We start from the raw sequence: 18,513 nt of genomic DNA on the forward strand, positions 1-18,513 counted from the left end.
GGATTCCTCTAGGTACCCTCCGGAGAATATGGTATAATATTCATCTGGAGGTGTTCCTGTGGCCGGTAAGAAACGCAAGAAAAAGAAATCAGCATTAACCCGAACATTGAAATATGAAATCTACGGGATCATCCTGATCACTCTGTCAATTATCGCATTGTCGGGAGAAGCGGCGGTCGGCAGATCGTTGTCCAAAATGGCAGCCTTGCTGCTAGGCAAATTTTATTTTGTTATTCCGCTTATCGGCATTTATGCCGGATTAACGGTAATGATTCAACGACGCTGGCCCAATAAATGGACAAGCAGAAAGAGCGGCCTGGTACTGGTCGTCTTGTCTTTTGCCTTGATGAGTACGATTTCCGCTATGGAATTAAAGCTTGCGCCTGTAGGGGCATTAACGCCAAGTCATATTTTTAACCAGACCCGGATTGATTTGCAGCAGGCTTTAAGTTTGCCTGGATATGGCGGAGCCGTATCTATCTTCAAACTGGATATCAGCGGCGGATACATAGGAGCGGCAGAATTTGCGCTGCTCAGCATGCTGTTTGGCCTTACCGGCAGCAAGCTGATTTTAATTGTGATGTTTGCTATCAGTTTTATGCTTATTACGAATTTGTCGGTAGTAGAACTTGGACGGCTGGTACGGACAAGGGTGTTCAACCTGGGAGAGTTAATCTCCCGAAAATTAAGGTTGTTAAGGGCTGTTCCGGCCGGTCAGAAACGGAAAACGAAACCAGCCGTTAAAGCGGCAGCTCCCCCCCAGTTTGATCTGGACGATGACGACGAAGATTATGATCCGGAATCCGAGCTTCCGGCAGCTCCTGCAGCAGCCAAGAAGCCGGTTTTCTTCCAGCTTCTTGGTTTTAAAGGAAATCAGCAGGAGCAGGCCCCGCTGGATGAAGCCGATTTTGATGCTTCTTTTGAGGAGCAGGGCTCTCCAGCCATTATAACGGGTCCAGCTTCTAATCCGGTGGACTGGAATGAGGTCAAGTTCAGCGGCATGGATCAACCTGCTGGGCATGTAGGGGCTATAGGATCTGGAGGGAGTGAAGGATCAATAGGACCTGCCGTCGAGCTGACCCCGCAGCAGGAGAAAGAACGGGGGCTGATTATCCGTGACTTCTTTGATCAAATCCGCAAGGAAAATGGAGATGAAGCAGAGGATCATGAAGATGAATTCTACTCCTCAGCACTGAATACAGGTCCCGCTAACCATGGCGGCTCATCACCAGCCTTAAGCGACACGGAGCCTGAAGGATTTGAAGACGCGGAACCAGGTAGCTGGGAGCCGGGAGAATCGCAGGACGGACAAGAACCTGGAGTTTCGAGCGGGGATTTTGAAGACGTGGAACCGCTGGATCATACAGGTTCTGCCGCTCCTACTCCTAACAGGGAAGGGGCCGGAGATGATAGTGGAGCCGGTAACAATCCGGCACAGCCCGTTCCGGTTGACCCGCCAAAACCGCCGCCAAAACCTTATAAGCTGCCGCCTTTCCGCCTGCTGGCCAGACCGAGCGACGGGAACAAGGGCGGAGATCAGGCCGACTATATGAATACGGCCAGGAAGCTGGAGGCTACACTGGAAAGCTTTGGCGTCAGAGCCCGGGTGCTTGAGGTTGTACGCGGGCCTGCGGTGACGCGTTACGAAATCCAGCCGGATATCGGAGTCAAGGTAAGCCGGATCGTCAATTTGACGGATGATATTGCGCTTGCTTTGGCAGCCAAAGATATTCGGATGGAAGCGCCGATTCCCGGCAAGTCTGCCATCGGCATTGAGGTGCCGAACAGCGAGGTCTCCATAGTGACGATGCGGGAGGTTATGGAAACCTCGACCTTCCAGAAAGCGGAGTCCAAGCTGTCGATCGCTTTTGGCCGGGATATATCAGGCCAGACCATTGTCGGCAATCTGGCCAAGATGCCCCATTTGCTCGTTGCCGGTGCAACCGGCTCGGGGAAATCCGTTTGTATTAACGGGATTATCACCAGCATTTTGTTTAAAGCGAAGCCGGATGAAGTGAAATTTATGATGGTCGATCCCAAAATGGTCGAGCTGAATGTATATAATGGCATTCCGCATTTACTGGCGCCGGTCGTTACGGACCCGAAACGGGCTTCGCTGGCGCTCAAGAAAATTGTTGTCGAGATGGAGAAACGTTATGAGAAGTTCTCCAAATCGGGCACACGGAATATCGAAGGCTATAACAACCTGATGAAAGATAACCCTGACGCGATCCTTCCTTATATTGTGGTGATTGTGGACGAGCTCGCGGATTTGATGATGGTTGCTGCAAATGACGTGGAAGACGCCATTGCGCGTCTGGCCCAGATGGCGCGGGCAGCCGGCATTCATTTAATCATCGCTACCCAACGTCCGTCTGTTGACGTTATTACCGGTGTAATCAAAGCCAACATCCCGTCCCGAATTGCCTTTGGCGTATCCTCGCAGGTTGATTCACGTACAATCCTTGATATGGCCGGAGCTGAGAAGCTGCTGGGCCGGGGGGATATGCTGTTTATGCCGATGGGCGCTTCCAAGCCGGTCCGTGTTCAAGGAGCCTTTATGAGTGACCAGGAGGTCGAAACGATCGTCCAGTATGTGAGCAGTCAGGGACAGGCAGAATATGACGAAAGTCTGGTGCCGGAAGTCGACGATACCCAGCAGGAGATGGAAGAAGTGCTGGATGAGCTTTATGACCAAGCTGTCCAGATTATTCTGGAAGCAAAGCAGGCTTCGGTGTCGCTGCTGCAGCGGAGAATGCGGATCGGATATACCCGGGCCGCACGTTTGATCGACTCTATGGAAGCCCGCGGTATTGTGGGGCCTTATGAGGGGAGCAAACCCCGCGAGGTTCTCGTATCCGTAGAACAATATAATCAAAGCCGGATAAGTTCCTGACTACCGGTGTAACCAAGCCGTTCAGCATTCACCTGCTGAACGGCTTTTTTTGTTGAAACCAATAAGTTTCCACCTCGCTGCAAACCCTTATGAATGAAGCGCCTGAGGGCTTCGGGGAACAAAGGACCGTCTCCCCGCTCGCCGGGTGATTTTGCTTGCTTTAGCTTTAAATTGATGCATAGGAACGGGAAGGGGTTGTCATACTAAAGTTACCCACACTTGGTTAAACCACAGAGAAAGGTAGAGCTAAAGCGTATGACAAACATGAAAAACTGGATTTCAGCCGGTTTGATGCTTACTCTCGTCGGCATGGTTTTGGGATCGTTATATTTCCATCAGCCTGCAAGCAGCGCTGCGCAACAAGGTCAGCCTGTTTCCGATCAGTCCAAGCCTGCGTTCACATCCCAGGTTATGCAGACGGGCGCCTATGGCCAGGATGTATACGAATTGCAAGGCCGACTTAAGTTTCTTGGTTTCTATAAAGGCGACCTGGATAGCCATTACGGCACAACAACCCGCGATGCCGTTTATACGTTCCAGAAACAATTCGGCATGAAGCCGGACGGCATAGTTGGGGCTAAGACGAAATTAAAGCTTTATAACGCTACGAAAAACTGGAAACCCGAAGCTTCCTCCTATAACCCGAATCCGAATCAGGGAGCAGCTGCCGGCAATAATCAAGCCGGAGCGGAGGGAACAACGAATGAGGCGCCGGCTGGCGGAAAATCTGAAGACGCCTCTTCATTAGGTTCAGCTAACGCTTTGAATTTGACTGAAAATGATCTAAAGATCATGGCCAATGCCGTCAACGGTGAAGCTCGGGGCGAACCGTTCGAAGGTCAGGTAGCGGTAGCTGCCGTTATTCTGAACCGTGTGAAATCGCCAAGTTTTCCTAACACGGTTTCTGGCGTTATTTTTCAGCCAGGTGCATTTACCGCAGTAGCGGATGGTCAAATCTGGCTTACGCCTAACGAGTCATCCGAGAAAGCTGTCCGTCAGGCTCTGAACGGCTGGGATCCTTCCGGCGGATGTTTGTATTACTTCAACCCGGAGACAGCAACCTCCAAATGGATTTGCAGCCGTCCTCAGGTGAAGACGATTGGCAAACATATTTTTTGCATGTAACCATGCTTGGGCAGAAGCAGCCGGGAGTTCATCTTGGTTGCTTCTTTCCTGTTAATTGGTATAGAATGGAACTACTTTCGGGACCATCTTAAAACAGTCTTTTGAAAAGGGGTTTTGACTCTTGACAACGATGCAGTTTGAACGAGGCGAAGCGAATCATATCCGGATTCATGTGCTGCCAACTAAACGCTTCAAAACATTTGCCGTCTCACTTTACGCCGGCATACCACTAAAGGAAGAACTCGTCACACCAACGGCTTTGACACCGTTTGTACTGCGCAGGGGGACGTCCTCCTATCCGGAAACGACCCTTTTCCGCGAGCAGCTCGAGCATATGTACGGCGCCGGATTCGGTTTTGACGTATATAAACGAGGTAATTATCAGATTATTACGTTCCGTATGGATACGATCAATGATTCATTTGTGAAAGCCGAAGATTCCCTTTTGGAGCAAAGCTTTGCTTTCCTGGGGGAGGTAGTGACCCGGCCCCTTACCGAAAAGGGGGCGTTCAGAGCTTCCTATGTGAAAGCGGAGAAAGACAATGTGCGCAAGAAGCTGGAATCCATCATTAATGATAAAGCCAGATACGCTGCGGAACGCTGCATGGAGGAAATGTTCAAGCAGGACGTTTACCGCCTGAACCCGCTTGGGAGCCGTGAGAAGCTGGAGAACATTACTGAGCAAAGTCTGTACCAAGCTTATGAGCAGTGGCTGCAGCAGGCCCATTTAGACCTTTATGTGGTCGGAGACACTTCTTTGGAAGAAGTCACTTCTTTAGTAGAGGAGCATTTCTCGCTGAAACGCACCTCCACTCCGGCATATGCCCATGAGAAGGTAGAGTTTGAGCCAAGAGAAGTGAACAGCGTAACCGAGCGGTTGAACGTGAATCAAGGCAAGCTCAACATGGGGCTTCGGACGCCGATCACCTATGGGGATGATCAATACGCTTCAGCATTGATGTACAGCGGGATCCTAGGAAGTTATCCGCATTCCAAGCTGTTTGTTAATGTTCGTGAGAAAGCCAGCCTGGCTTATTACGCTTCTTCCCGCTACGACGGGCATAAAGGTTTGGCCACTATCCAATCGGGAATTGAAATCCAAAATTATGAGAAGGCGCTGGGCATCATTAAAGAACAGCTTGAAAGCCTGCGTCAAGGCGAGATCAGCGAACTTGAAATGAGCCAGACCAAAGCGATGATCCGTAACCAGCTGCGGGAAATGCAGGATTCGGCGTTTGAGATGATCGCTTACGATTTCAACCGCGTCTTGTCCGGTAAGGACCGTCCGGCGGAGCAGCTGCTGGAGCAGGTCGAAGCCGTTACCAAGCAGGATATCGTCGATGCGGCGCAAACCTTCCATTTGGATACGATTTATTTCCTGACAGGACAGAAGGAGGAATAACCGGTGGAGAAGATTACTTACGATAAACTTCAGGAAACGCTCTATCACGAGAAAATGGAGAACGGGCTTGAGGTATATGTACTGCCGAAGCCCGGTTTCTCAAAAACTTACGCCACCTTCTCAACCAAATACGGCTCAATTGACAATCATTTTAAGGTCGAAGGCCAAGATGAAGTGAAGGTTCCGGACGGGATCGCTCATTTCCTGGAGCATAAAATGTTTGAGGAGCCGGAGGGGGATATTTTCTCCACCTTTGCTTCCCATGGCGCTTCCGCCAACGCTTTTACGAGCTTCAATCAGACCGTTTATTTGTTTTCGGCGACAGATCATGTATACGAGAACATTGAGACGTTGGTCAATTTCGTTCAAAATCCTTATTTCACCGATCAGAACGTGGAGAAGGAAAAAGGGATTATCGGACAGGAAATCAACATGTACCAGGACAATCCGGACTGGCGTGTTTATTTCGGATTAATCGAAGCTTTCTATAAAGTACACCCGGTTCATATTGATATTGCCGGCACGGTCGAATCAATCGGCACTATTACAAAGGAGACTTTGTACACCTGCTACAATGCTTTTTACCATCCTAGCAACATGCTGCTGTTTGTCGTTGGTGGCGTTGACCCCGAGCAGGTGCTTAAGCTGATCCGTGACAATCAAGCGGGCAAGGATTACAAGCCGCAGGGCAGTATCGAACGGCTGTTTGAACAGGAACCTGAGGCTGTCGCGGAAGCTAAGAAAATCATCAAGCTCCCGGTTTCGCTGCCGAAATGCCTGTTCGGCTTCAAGGACACTAAGGTGGGCTTGACCGGCGAGGCTTTGATCCGGCGTGATCTGGTCACCAAATTGATGCTTGATCTGCTGTTCGGGTCCAGCACCAAACTGTATCAGAAGCTTTATGACATGGAACTGATCTCAGACAGCTTTGGTCATGAATATAACAGCGACGAGAATTATTCCTTTTCGGCTGTCGGCGGAGATACACGCGATCCGGATCTGCTGCTTTCAACGGTAAAGGAAGAAGTGTCCAAACTCGCGGGCAGCGGCTTTGAACGATCCGATTTTGAACGGGCTGTGAAAAAGAAAATCGGCGGTCATCTGCGCATGCTGAACTCACCGGAAAATATCGCTCACGAATTCACCCGCTACCGCTTCCGCGGCGGCGATTTGTTCTCCGTGGTTCAACTGTACGAATCCATCACGTTGGATGAGGTCAATGAACGCTTGCGCGAGCATGCGGACTGGAACCAGCTGGCGGTATCGCTTGTGGTGAGTCCGGAGTGATCAACGGGGGAGAGAAGAATATCGGTGAAATGACCGTCCTCGTGACGGGGGGAAGCAGGGGAATCGGCGCCAAAATCGCCGAACGTTTTGCCGCGGTTGGCATGAATATTGTCATTCATTACAGCAAGTCGCATGAAGCGGCCAATGAAGTGGCAAGGCGCTGCATGGAGCTTGGGGCTAAAGTTTACACGGTGTCGGCGGATCTGAGAAACAAGGATGACATTGCAAGAATGAAAGCCCGTTTAGAGGATCATGGATTATATCCGGATATTCTTGTGAACAACGCAGGGATTGCCAAATACGGCATGCTCGCTGATGTCACGGAGGATGACTGGGATGAAGTGATGGACGTTAACCTCAAGGGCGTTTTCCTTTGCAGTCAGGCTTTTATACCGTACATGGTCAGCCAGAAATACGGCCGGATTATCAATGTCAGCTCGATTTGGGGCATATCCGGTGCTTCCTGCGAAGTCGTATATTCGGCGGCCAAGGGCGGGGTTAACGCTTTTACGAAAGCGCTGGCCAAAGAGCTTGCTCCTTCCGGAGTTACGGTAAACGCTGTTGCTCCCGGAGCGGTTCAAACAGATATGATGAGCAGTTTCTCGGAGGAGGAAATTAGGCAGCTGGAGGAAGAAATTCCTGCGGGCAGACTTGCAACCGCCGAGGAAATCTCCTCGCTTGTCTATTTTCTGGCGCTGCCGGAGTCCGGGTATATCACGGGACAGATCATCAGCCCAAACGGGGGCTGGATCACCTGATAGCTGCCCGGGCCCAGTCTAGGCTCTCCTTCCAAGCTAAGCAGAAGTCTTGTTTGAAATCAAAGCCTGCTGGCGTTTATTTTACCATCTGCCAAGACCGTGCGGAGACTGCATAAATAAGCTCCATTTATCACATATTACGAGTGTTGACCCATTCCATTCGCTCAAGTGATAGGAGGAGTAAAGCAATGTCATCTGTACTGAATAATTTTGATTCCTGGAAAAAGTTCCTTGGTGAGCGTGTCAAACACGCTGAAAATTCCGGCATGAGTGAAGAAACCATTGCGAATTTGGCTTTTGAAATCGGGGGATTCCTGGAAGATAAAGTAGATCCGCAAAATCCTTCCAACCGTGCGTTGAAAGAACTTTGGGAAGTCGGAGACGATGAAGAGCGCAGAACCATTGCTCGTTTGATGGTAAAGCTGGCCAAGAAACACGCATAAACAGGCGGGATTTCTAATCTGTAACAAATTCCCGCATGTTCTGGCAAGCAAGATCCTGAGTTGTATAGGGTCCATATGCAGCGGAAAGCTCCCGGGAGGGAGCTTTTCGTATGTCCTTAATTTTATACCCCTGCTTGCCTTTCAATACCATTTTCTATATCATTAAAAATGATGTGTTGTTCGTGATCTATAGCGACTTTGATCGAATGGGGAGGAATCATGGCCTTCATTGTCGAATGAAGATTTAGCAGGGGAAAGGGTGTAGATTTTGGGAGAACAACAACAGTGGTATCTGGAATATACCATACATAAGAATCGTCCAGGTCTTCTTGGAGATATCGCCTCTATGCTGGGGATGCTTGAGGTGAACATTTTAACCATCAACGGTGTTGAAGGGAAAACCCGGGGAATGCTGCTGGAAACAGATGATGAGCGAAAAATTGAGCTGCTTGGCGATATGCTGAGAACCGTCAGCAGCGTTACTGTTTCAGCGCTGAGACACCCTAAACTTGTGGACATTCTGGCTGTTCGTCATGGCCGGTATATTGATCGGGATTCAGACGATTTGAAAACTTTCCGTTTTACCCGCGACGAACTTGGGTTGCTTGTTGACTTTTTGGGTGAATTATTTAAAAGAGAGGGTCATCAGGTTATCGGTTTGCGGGGAATGCCAAGGGTGGGCAAGACGGAATCCATCATAGCGGGAAGCGTTTGTGCCATGAAGCATTGGACTTTTGTCTCCTCTACTCTTCTGCGCCAAACGGTTAGAAGTCAGCTTTCTGAAGATGAGTGCAATCCTTCAAATGTATTCATTATTGACGGGATTGTGAGTACTTTGCGTTCTAATGAGAAACACTACCAGCTACTGCAGCAAATTATGTCCATGCCTTCCACCAAGGTGGTGGAGCATCCGGACGTATTTATGAAAGAATCCGAATACACTTATGACGATTTTGACATTATTATCGAATTGCGAAACAATCCGGACGAGGAAATCGTTTATGATACGTTTGTTACCATTTATAACGAGGAAATTTAAAGGCAGATTCAGCCATATTAAAAGCAGGAGGTGATGGTTATGTCAGATTTAGGCCAGCAGCTTAAAGAAGCGCGTTTGGCACGCGGCTTATCGCTGGATGATGTACAAGAAATGACGAAAATTAGAAAAAGATATTTGGAGGCCATCGAGGCCGGTGATTATAAAGTTCTTCCAGGCAGTTTCTATGTCAGAGCCTTTATAAAAACTTACGCGGAAGCCGTAGGTGTGAGCTCGGAAGAGCTGCTTAATGAACACCAGCAAACGGTGCCCTCCGCCGATCCGGAACCGGTTATGGAGCCTGTCCTGCAGCGGAGAAGAACCAAGACGGCTTCTGAAGGGAATTCCAAATGGCTTTCCACCGTTCTTATGTGGTCCTTCCTGGTGATTATTGTTGCGGTTATTTATTTGGTGGTGATCAACAACAAAGGAGACGGGAATCAAACAGCAGATCCTACGCCAGTCACAAGCGGTGAAGTGTCGCCAAGCGATGCGGCAGCTGGGATACCGTCGGCAAGTCCGGATCCGTCCGAGGCGGCAGGCGGCGAAGCTTCGGTTCCGCCGACGGCTCCTCCTGCATCAGATCCCGTGTCCTCGGATGCAGCGGGGAATGCAGACGGTTCGGCTCCTCCGGCAACAGATGGTGTTGTCGTGACACCGGACGGCAAAAAGGGCAGCGCTGTACAGTTTAATGTACAAAGCCCGAAAGGGGCTTCCGTTCCCGTGGTGATCACGGCAAGCGGGGGCAGAAGCTGGGTGGAAGTGCGTAAGGAAGATAGCAGTGGAGAGAAGCTCTTCTATGCTACGATGGAGGACGGTCAAACGATTACCTATGACCTGGACAGCCAAGGGATGTTCATCAAATCGGGCGCCTCTCCGTATACGACCATTACAGTTGGAGGCCAGCCAGTTGTGGACGAGCGTAATACGGCTAAAATTCAATTGAACCTGGTATCTGCGGATGAGGCAGGTTCAACTGAGGGTTCAGCCGCGGGTTCTACCGACGATTCGACCGGTTCAACTAATGATACAACGAACGGTGGAACCGAAACATCAGCCCCATAAGCTCATAAGCTCATAAGCTCGTTCGAATAACCGTTTTCTTCATAGGAAAGAATAAACGTTGCTACTGCTTGGGTCAGCCGGCAATGGATCTTGACTATGAAGAGAGGTGTGCATCGTGATAACAAGCTGGATTTTGGCGGGAATCGGGATCATCGTATCGCTGGTCGGCTACTATCTGACTCCAAATGCTTGGGGTTACGGAATATTGGGATTTGGATTGGCTCATATTGTACTTGGCGTGTTAAATATGTTCAGAACGCCCGAAAGAAGTACACATTGAGGGCAAACTTAACCCGAGCAGGCGCTTTTCTAAACGGAAAAGCGCCTGTTTTGTGTTTGTTCCGGTTTCGCTGTCCTTTCATTCCTGCCAGTTTCAAGAAAATGGACTTGCAGCGTTGTTTTTCCTATAATAGATAACACCACAAAATAGAGAAAAGGAAAGTGATTATATGGCTTCAGAAAGCTCATTTGATATTGTTTCCAAATTTGATATGCAGGAGCTCACCAACGCGATTAATCAGACGGAACGGGAAATCGACAACCGTTTTGATTTCAAGAACAGCAAAAGCAGCTTGACACTTGAGAAGGACGCTCTGGTTATTGCATCAGATGATGAATATAAGCTGGGAGCAGTCATCGATATTTTGCAGTCCAAAATGATCAAACGCGGCCTGCCGATCAAAAATCTCGATTACGGCAAAGTAGAACCGGCATCTCTGGGAACCGTCCGTCAACGGATCAAGCTTAAGCAGGGCATTGAACAGGATGTGGCCAAGAAAATCAATACGCTCATTCGGGATTCGAAGCTGAAAGTAAAAAGCCAGATCCAAGGAGACTCGATCCGAGTTACTGGTAAAAGTAAAGACGATCTTCAATCGGTTATGGCCTTGCTTAGAAATGCCGACATACAGCTCGATCTCCAATTTACGAACTTTAAGTAGTCATCGGCCTTTAATTGGTTTAAGAAAGTTTGTAAAGATCTCCTCCACTGGATATTTTGACTCTGATTTTGCCGTATATTATACTTGTTAGGATATATTTAGGGTGGTTTAATAATTTGCATCATTGGGGGAAAACATCATGAACGGCTTAGGGTCGAGAGAAGCAAGGACAAGTAAAGTCCGGAACTTTTACGGGGAGGATGAGTTGTGAATTTACCGAATAAAATAACGTTGTCCCGGATTTTTCTAATTCCGTTGATGCTGGTATTTCTGCTGATCGACGAGAAGAATTTCAGCAGCCTGGATTGGGGAAATTATAGTCTGCCTTTAAACCAGCTGATTGCAGCGCTGCTGTTTATTCTGGCGGCGAGCACAGACGGAATTGACGGCTATTTGGCACGCAAGAACAATATGGTGACCAATTTGGGCAAGCTGCTGGATCCTCTTGCGGACAAGCTGCTGGTTGCAGCGGTTTTGGTTTCCTTGACCGCGATGGGCAAATGCAGCGCATGGATATCCGTCATTATCATCAGCCGGGAGTTTGCAGTAACGGGGCTGCGTGAGGTTGCGCTGCTGGAGGGCTCCGTCATTGCGGCAAGCAAGTGGGGCAAAGCCAAAACAATAACGCAAATTATCGCGATCAGCGCTTTGCTGCTGAACAACTTCCCGTTTGAATGGATAAACATTCCGTTTGACGATATTGCGATCTGGCTTGCGGCGATTATTACGATCTACTCGGGCATCGACTATTTTGTGAAGAATAAAAGCATTCTTTCTTTCTCAAAAGTTTAAGACATTAAGGAACGCTTCACTATTTGCAGCAAAGGGGTTGGACAGAAGTGAAAGCCGAAATTATCGCTGTCGGAACCGAGCTTCTGCTTGGTCAAATTGTAAACAGCAACGCGCAGTATTTATCTCAGGAGCTGGCCGCTCTTGGTATTGATGTTTATTTTCAGACCGTGGTTGGCGACAATATGAACCGTCTCCAGCAGGCCATTCGTACAGCACAGGAACGGGCAGACATCTTGATCTTTACGGGAGGTTTGGGACCTACTCAGGATGATTTGACTAAAGATGCTCTGGCTGCCGTACTCGGACGTTCTTTACATCTGGACCGGCTGGCGCTGGATCACGTTGAGCAGTTCTTTAAAGACCGCTCCCGCCCTATGACTGAGAATAATAAACGTCAAGCGTTGTCGATTGACGGCGCCACACCGCTTCCGAATTCAACCGGCCTTGCGATCGGCAATGCTTTGTCGGAAGACGGCAAGTTTTACATACTTCTTCCAGGCCCGCCTAAAGAACTGATGCCGATGTTCGAAGAACAGGTCAAGAACTGGATTCTTCAGCAGGTGCTTACTGAGGAGCAGCCTTTATACTCCCGCATGTTGAAGTTTGCCGGTATAGGTGAATCTGCGCTGGAAACAGAACTGATAGATCTTATAGAAGGACAAAGCGATCCGACTCTTGCTCCATATGCGAAAGAAAGTGAAGTTACGGTGCGAATCTCTACCAAGGCTTCGTCGATTACAGAAGCGGAGCAGAAGTTGGATGCTCTGGAAGCTCAGATTCGTTCGAGACTTCCGGAGAATCTTTATGCGAATGAAGATGTGCCAATCGAGAAGGTAATTGTGGATCTTCTGACCGAACATGGTTTAACCGTGGCGATAGCGGAGAGCTGCACGGGCGGACTGCTCATGGGGAATTTGACTTCAATCCCGGGCTGCGCTACCGTTTTCAAAGGCGGGATCGTCTGCTATTCCAACGATATGAAAGAAAAGCTGCTGAACGTTCCCCATGATTTGCTTGAAGGGGAAAATGCTCCTGGAGCAGTCAGCAAAGAAACCGCTGAGGTGCTGGCCGAACAGGTCCGTATGATCATGGATGCCGATTTCGGTTTATCGGTAACCGGCGTAGCCGGTCCGGCTTTTTCCGAACGAAAGCCTGTAGGTCTTGTTTATATTGGTTTGTCGGAACGGGACGGGTCAACCACGACCTTTCAGTTGAATTTGAAAGGAAATCGCGAGACGATCAGAATCCGTTCTGCAAAGTCCATTCTTTATCAGCTGTGGCGTAAACTGAATGAACGGGCTGTCATTAAATAATTAGGAAACGATGGTGGCCTGAGGGGGTTTCAAAATCACTTAGGGTTTTGCAAATCGTATAGTTTTCCTTTATAATGGAATTAGCGGAAGAACCGCAGCAACTTTCTTCAAGATTGCTGCGGTTCTTTTTTTGTGGAATGCCTATGGTTTGTAAGGATACGGGCTCAAGCAAATGAAGGCAGGAGGCGAGCAACTTCAAAAAAACGAATGTATGTTCGAAAAATGCTTGGCAAAAGCTCTAAAACAAGGTATAATTTATATAGGAAAACCGTTTAGCATTTATTCTCATTAAGGATGTGAGCTGATTGTCAGATCGTCGTGCAGCGTTGGAAATGGCGCTTCGTCAAATAGAAAAACAATTCGGTAAAGGTTCCATTATGAAATTGGGAGAATCGACCCACATGCAGGTGGAAATCGTTCCCAGTGGTTCCTTGGCTTTAGATATTGCACTCGGCACAGGCGGATTCCCTCGCGGCCGTATTATTGAAGTCTACGGACCGGAATCCTCCGGTAAAACTACCGTAGCTCTTCATGCTATTGCAGAAGTACAAAAGATTGGCGGACAAGCTGCTTTTATCGATGCGGAGCATGCGCTTGACCCGTCTTATGCCAATAAACTCGGCGTAAATATCGATGAATTGCTGCTGTCCCAGCCTGATACAGGCGAGCAGGCATTGGAGATCGCTGAAGCCCTGGTGCGCAGTGGCGCTGTAGATATTATTGTTATTGACTCCGTTGCGGCACTGGTACCTAAAGCGGAAATTGAAGGTGAAATGGGAGACTCTCATGTGGGTCTTCAAGCGAGACTGATGTCGCAGGCACTGCGTAAATTGTCCGGCGCAATCAGCAAATCGAAGACGATTGCTATCTTCATTAACCAGCTGCGTGAGAAGGTTGGCGTTATGTTTGGTAACCCCGAAACTACGCCGGGCGGACGCGCTTTGAAATTCTACTCTACCGTACGTCTGGACGTACGCCGTGTCGAAACCATTAAAATGGGCAACGATATGGTGGGTAACCGCACCCGGGTTAAAGTCGTGAAGAATAAAGTGGCTCCTCCGTTTAAACAAGCTGAGGTGGACATTATGTACGGCGAGGGTATTTCCAGAGAAGGAAGTATCGTTGATATCGGGGTAGAATTGGATATTGTCGACAAGAGCGGCGCATGGTATTCCTATTCGGGCGAACGTCTGGGCCAAGGCCGTGAGAACGCCAAGCAATTTTTGAAAGAACATAAGGAAATTGCTGATGCCATCGAGCTTAAAATTCGTGAGGCAAGCAGCTTGACTACGGTTGTCCCTGCGCCTTCTGCAGAAGAAGATGAAGCGGATAAACTGGAAGAACAGGCGCTTTTCGAAGCTGAATAAGACATTTTGCGATTCTAGCGCTCTGTGGTTATCTCAGAGCGCTTTTTTGCATGAAATCGAGCAGGGGAGAGGATCCGATGCCGCAGCAGGAAGATCAGTCAGTTGATGTGTTGGCTTCTTTTCCGGAGCATCAACAGTTGGAAATTACCAGTGTGAAGCAGCTTCAGGGCTGGAAAAATAGACAAAGGTACCGGATTTACTTTATGGAGCTCTCCCTGGAAGTGCATGAGAATACGATGATCAAGTTCCGCATGCTGAAGGGCAGCCGCTTCACCAGAACAGAACTGGAAGAGATCGTCCAGGCTGATGAGAAGCAGCAGGCTTATGCGGCGGGACTGGCTTTTTTGGGCCGGAAACCCCGTACAAGGTACGAGCTGACGGTACGCCTCACGGAGAAGGGCTGGGCTGAAGGGGTTGCCGAGCAGACAGCGGACCGTCTGGAGCAGGAAGGGTATCTGGATGACGCAGCGTACGCCGTGGAATGGGCGCAGCAGCGGCTTGAGAGTAAAGGCAAGGGGAAGATGTGGATCCGGCAGGAATTGCGCCAGAAGGGCATCTCCAAGCCTTATATCGAGGCGGCTTTGGAACAGGTGGATGAAGAAACCGAGTTTGAAAGCGCACGGACTATTGCTGAGAAACGCTGGCAGCGCACGAATGGAGAACCGGCCGAGAGGAAACGTAAAGTCGGAGCCTTTTTGATGCGCCGGGGCTTTAAAGGGAGTGTCGTGTCCAAGGTGATTCGGAGCCTGAGTGAAGCGGATGACGATTGGACGTTAAACGAAGAGGCTGATTTCTGATCTTTCCCTGCCAAACAAAGGCGCAGCAACATGTCATAGCTTGACAATTTCTTTCGCGGAATAATAAAATGAACAAGAATCCTATAGACATTTTTCTTTCCAAAATGTAATTTCTATATTGATTCCTATCGTGTGTATCCTGTATTTGCCAATCTTCCGCAGGATATCACCGAAGAAGCACATGGGCAGCATGTGCGACTTACTGAATCGTCTTGTTTTTCGATTCTTTGTATGAGAAGACTAAAGGGAAAAGTAATTTGACAACTGCACTTTCCCAAGGAATGCCTTGGAGAAAACAACGGGGAGGTGAAAGACATGATGCAAGTGTGGCTTTCGATCATTCTCGTTGTCGCCGCATTAATCTTTGGGTTCGGGATCGGATATTTTATCCGCAAATCTCTTGCAGAAGCTAAAATTTCCAGTGCAGAACAAGCTGCGCTTCAGATCGTAGAAAACGCGAAGAAAGAAGCAGAAGCACTGAAGAAAGAAACGGTACTGGAGGCTAAGGATGAAATCCACAAGCTCCGGACCGAAGCTGATAAAGACATTCGTGAACGTCGGAATGAAGCCCAACGACAGGAAAGACGATTGTTGCAAAAAGAAGAGTCGCTGGATAAGAAAATTGAATCATTAGAACGCAAAGAAGAACAAATGGTCGGCAAGGAGAAACGTATCGAAGAAACGCAGCAGCAGATTGAAATGCTGTACAAGAAACAGGTAGCTGAGCTGGAACGAATCTCCAACCTTACGATGGAAGATGCTCGCGGCATTATCCTGAACAATGTGGAGCAGGAAGTTCGCCATGAGACAGCCCAGATGATCAAAGACATCGAGCAGCAGGCTAAAGAGGAAGCGGACAAGAAATCCCGTGAAATCATTACGCTCGCGATTCAGCGCTGCGCAGCTGATCATGTAGCCGAAACTACTGTATCCGTAGTAACATTGCCGAACGAAGAAATGAAAGGCCGGATTATCGGTCGTGAGGGCCGTAACATCAGAGCCATTGAAACGTTGACCGGTATTGATCTTATCATTGATGATACGCCGGAAGCGGTTATTTTGTCCGGATTTGATCCAATCCGCCGTGAAATTGCCCGCAATGCTCTGGAGAAGCTGGTTGCTGATGGACGTATCCATCCGGCCCGCATCGAAGAGATGGTGGAGAAATCCCGCCGCGAGGTAGACGAGCGGATTCGCGAATACGGCGAACAGGCAACGTTCGAGGTCGGTGTTCATGGTCTTCATCCGGATTTGATCAAAATCCTGGGACGTTTGAAGTTCCGGACAAGCTATGGCCAAAACGTGCTCAAGCATTCGATGGAAGTCGCCTATTTGGCCGGCCTAATGGCTGGAGAACTCGGCGAAGACATCGTATTGGCGAAACGTGCAGGCCTTCTGCACGATATCGGCAAAGCGCTTGACCATGAAGTGGAAGGTTCTCACGTCGAGATCGGCGTAGAACTCGCGAAGAAATACAAAGAGCATCCAGTGGTCATCAACAGTATCGCTTCCCACCATGGGGACGAAGAAGCGACTTCTGTGATTGCGATGCTCGTAGGCGCTGCTGACGCCTTGTCTGCAGCCCGTCCAGGAGCCCGCCGTGAAACGCTTGAGACTTATATCCGGCGGCTTGAGAAATTGGAGGAAATTTCCGAATCGTTTGAGGGAGTTGAGAAATCCTATGCGATCCAGGCCGGACGTGAAGTTCGGGTTATGGTGCAGCCGGAGAAGATCGACGACGCCGAAAGCTTCCGTCTTGCCCGCGACATTACGAAGACGATTGAGAATGAACTGGATTATCCAGGACATATTAAAGTCACCGTTATTCGCGAAACACGGGCGGTTGAATACGCTAAGTAAAGGAAATTGCCCAGGCGGCCCTTCAGGGCCGCCTTTTTCAGTCATAAAGCCCGTTCAGGTTCCTACAAAGTACCTGAAGGGCTTCAGAGCAAGGCCCCACTTTGTGGGGCTATTTCATTTTTGATTTTTGAATGGAGGATAATTACGTTGAAGGTGCTGTTTATTGGTGACATCGTAGGGCAAACAGGACGTAAGGCACTTAAGGAAACATTGCCTCAGCTTAAGAGCAAATATAATCCCGACATTATTATTGCAAACGGGGAAAATGCCGCTTCTGGACGCGGGATTACGGCGTCTATCGCAAAGGAGTTTTTTGAATGGGGCATCCACGGATTAACGATGGGGAATCACACTTGGGATAACAAAGAGATTTTTGATTTCATTGACGATGAACCGCGTATGATTAGACCGGCTAATTATCCACCGGGAACCCCGGGCAGAGGATATACAATCATTAAGAACGGCAATAAAGAGCTTGCGCTGGTAAACTTGATGGGCCGGACATTTCTGCCGCCGCTGGACTGTCCGTTCCGCGCAGCGGACGAAATCGTGGACCAGCTGAAGAAGAAACATAAATTTATTTTTGTGGACTTCCATGCCGAAGCGACTTCCGAGAAAATCGCGATGGGCTGGCATCTGGATGGTCGCGCTTCGGTTGTCGTAGGCACGCATACCCATGTGCAGAGCAATGACGACATTGTCCTGCCGGAAGGCACGGCGTTTATTACTGATGTGGGCATGGTCGGTTCCAGAGAGGGCATCCTCGGCATGGAACGCGAAGCGGTGCTGCGCAAGTTTAAAACCCAGCTGCCGGTAAGGTTCCAGGTTTGCAACGGGAAATGGCAGTTCCACGCTATTGTGGCCGATTTAGACAACCAGACCGGTAAAGCGAAATCGATCCGCAAAATTCGGCTGCTCGAAGATGAATGGTCGATGGACTAAAAGCCGCTAAACAAGCCGTGAAGCAGTGGCACTGAGGAACCCGGTTGGACCTACTGGTTCCGAAATCAGCAGGGCCAGGGCACCGATCCGGGGTGGTGAGTTGAGACTCTTTTTTATCTGAAGGCTTCCAAAAAGAAGGAATTATTCCAAATCTCCCGAATATGATCTAACAGATCATCTGTCAAGGTAGTGGAAACCAAACTATTAATCACAGGGAGGTACTTACCATGGAAGTATTAAAAGTTTCAGCAAAATCCAACCCCAACTCCGTTGCCGGTGCACTTGCGGGTGTGCTGAGAGAACGAGGCGCTGCTGAACTTCAGGCGATCGGTGCAGGTGCGCTCAACCAAGCCATCAAGGCGGTGGCTATTGCCCGTGGATTTGTCGCTCCCAGCGGAGTCGATTTGATTTGTGTTCCTGCTTTCACAGATATTGTCATAGACGGAGAAGATCGGACAGCAATCAAGCTGATTGTGGAGCCGAGATGAA

17 protein-coding genes are annotated in these 18,513 nt (G+C 49.1%); all 17 read left to right on the forward strand.

Annotated features, from left to right (window positions below):
- Nucleotides 1–58: 58 nt before the first annotated feature.
- The gene (locus CBE73_RS00805; RefSeq protein WP_094092574.1) at nucleotides 59–2,896 is read left to right on the forward strand and encodes a DNA translocase FtsK; all 2,838 of its coding nucleotides are present in this window, start codon (nucleotides 59–61) and stop codon (nucleotides 2,894–2,896) included.
- Nucleotides 2,897–3,151: 255 nt separating this feature from the next.
- Nucleotides 3,152–4,021, forward strand: coding sequence for a spore cortex-lytic enzyme (gene sleB / locus CBE73_RS00810; RefSeq protein ID WP_094092575.1), 870 nt, complete (start codon nucleotides 3,152–3,154; stop codon nucleotides 4,019–4,021).
- Nucleotides 4,022–4,142: 121 nt separating this feature from the next.
- On the forward strand, nucleotides 4,143–5,423 hold the full coding sequence (gene yfmF / locus CBE73_RS00815) for an EF-P 5-aminopentanol modification-associated protein YfmF (protein ID WP_094092576.1): 1,281 nt from the start codon (nucleotides 4,143–4,145) through the stop codon (nucleotides 5,421–5,423).
- Between the two features lie 3 nt (nucleotides 5,424–5,426).
- Nucleotides 5,427–6,710 carry an EF-P 5-aminopentanol modification-associated protein YfmH gene (gene yfmH, locus CBE73_RS00820; protein WP_094092577.1) on the forward strand — a complete coding sequence of 428 codons (1,284 nt, stop codon included), beginning with the start codon at nucleotides 5,427–5,429 and terminating at the stop codon, nucleotides 6,708–6,710.
- A gap of 29 nt (nucleotides 6,711–6,739) precedes the next feature.
- Nucleotides 6,740–7,468, forward strand: a complete 729-nt coding sequence (gene ymfI / locus CBE73_RS00825; RefSeq protein ID WP_094096050.1) for an elongation factor P 5-aminopentanone reductase — start codon at nucleotides 6,740–6,742, stop codon at nucleotides 7,466–7,468.
- A gap of 188 nt (nucleotides 7,469–7,656) precedes the next feature.
- Entirely contained in the window at nucleotides 7,657–7,911 is a 255-nt protein-coding gene (locus tag CBE73_RS00830) for a DUF3243 domain-containing protein (RefSeq protein WP_094092578.1), read from the forward strand.
- 268 nt (nucleotides 7,912–8,179) lie between these two features.
- Nucleotides 8,180–8,950 carry a DUF3388 domain-containing protein gene (locus tag CBE73_RS00835; protein ID WP_373286369.1) on the forward strand — a complete coding sequence of 257 codons (771 nt, stop codon included), beginning with the start codon at nucleotides 8,180–8,182 and terminating at the stop codon, nucleotides 8,948–8,950.
- A gap of 39 nt (nucleotides 8,951–8,989) precedes the next feature.
- Nucleotides 8,990–10,012 (forward strand): helix-turn-helix domain-containing protein, encoded by a 1,023-nt coding sequence (locus tag CBE73_RS00840; protein WP_094092580.1) that lies wholly within the window; start codon nucleotides 8,990–8,992, stop codon nucleotides 10,010–10,012.
- A gap of 115 nt (nucleotides 10,013–10,127) precedes the next feature.
- Nucleotides 10,128–10,292: a hypothetical protein gene (locus CBE73_RS22025; RefSeq protein WP_174704632.1), complete on the forward strand. Its 165-nt coding sequence runs from the start codon at nucleotides 10,128–10,130 to the stop codon at nucleotides 10,290–10,292.
- A 169-nt stretch (nucleotides 10,293–10,461) separates the two neighbouring features.
- Nucleotides 10,462–10,953 carry a YajQ family cyclic di-GMP-binding protein gene (locus tag CBE73_RS00845; RefSeq protein WP_094092581.1) on the forward strand — a complete coding sequence of 164 codons (492 nt, stop codon included), beginning with the start codon at nucleotides 10,462–10,464 and terminating at the stop codon, nucleotides 10,951–10,953.
- A gap of 207 nt (nucleotides 10,954–11,160) precedes the next feature.
- A complete protein-coding gene (pgsA, locus tag CBE73_RS00850; RefSeq protein WP_094092582.1) occupies nucleotides 11,161–11,745 on the forward strand; it encodes a CDP-diacylglycerol--glycerol-3-phosphate 3-phosphatidyltransferase in 585 nt (194 codons plus the stop codon).
- A gap of 47 nt (nucleotides 11,746–11,792) precedes the next feature.
- Nucleotides 11,793–13,058, forward strand: a complete 1,266-nt coding sequence (locus tag CBE73_RS00855) for a competence/damage-inducible protein A (protein WP_094092583.1) — start codon at nucleotides 11,793–11,795, stop codon at nucleotides 13,056–13,058.
- A 305-nt stretch (nucleotides 13,059–13,363) separates the two neighbouring features.
- Nucleotides 13,364–14,425: a recombinase RecA gene (gene recA, locus CBE73_RS00860; RefSeq protein WP_094092584.1), complete on the forward strand. Its 1,062-nt coding sequence runs from the start codon at nucleotides 13,364–13,366 to the stop codon at nucleotides 14,423–14,425.
- A gap of 50 nt (nucleotides 14,426–14,475) precedes the next feature.
- Nucleotides 14,476–15,222 (forward strand): regulatory protein RecX, encoded by a 747-nt coding sequence (locus CBE73_RS00865; RefSeq protein ID WP_094092585.1) that lies wholly within the window; start codon nucleotides 14,476–14,478, stop codon nucleotides 15,220–15,222.
- 318 nt (nucleotides 15,223–15,540) lie between these two features.
- On the forward strand, nucleotides 15,541–17,082 hold the full coding sequence (rny, locus tag CBE73_RS00870; protein ID WP_094096051.1) for a ribonuclease Y: 1,542 nt from the start codon (nucleotides 15,541–15,543) through the stop codon (nucleotides 17,080–17,082).
- A 147-nt stretch (nucleotides 17,083–17,229) separates the two neighbouring features.
- Nucleotides 17,230–18,024: a TIGR00282 family metallophosphoesterase gene (locus tag CBE73_RS00875; RefSeq protein WP_174704633.1), complete on the forward strand. Its 795-nt coding sequence runs from the start codon at nucleotides 17,230–17,232 to the stop codon at nucleotides 18,022–18,024.
- A 227-nt stretch (nucleotides 18,025–18,251) separates the two neighbouring features.
- Nucleotides 18,252–18,512, forward strand: a complete 261-nt coding sequence (locus CBE73_RS00880) for a stage V sporulation protein S (protein ID WP_005550495.1) — start codon at nucleotides 18,252–18,254, stop codon at nucleotides 18,510–18,512.
- Nucleotide 18,513: the final 1 nt, after the last annotated feature.

This window comes from Paenibacillus physcomitrellae, assembly GCF_002240225.1.
Classification (GTDB): domain Bacteria; phylum Bacillota; class Bacilli; order Paenibacillales; family Paenibacillaceae; genus Fontibacillus; species Fontibacillus physcomitrellae.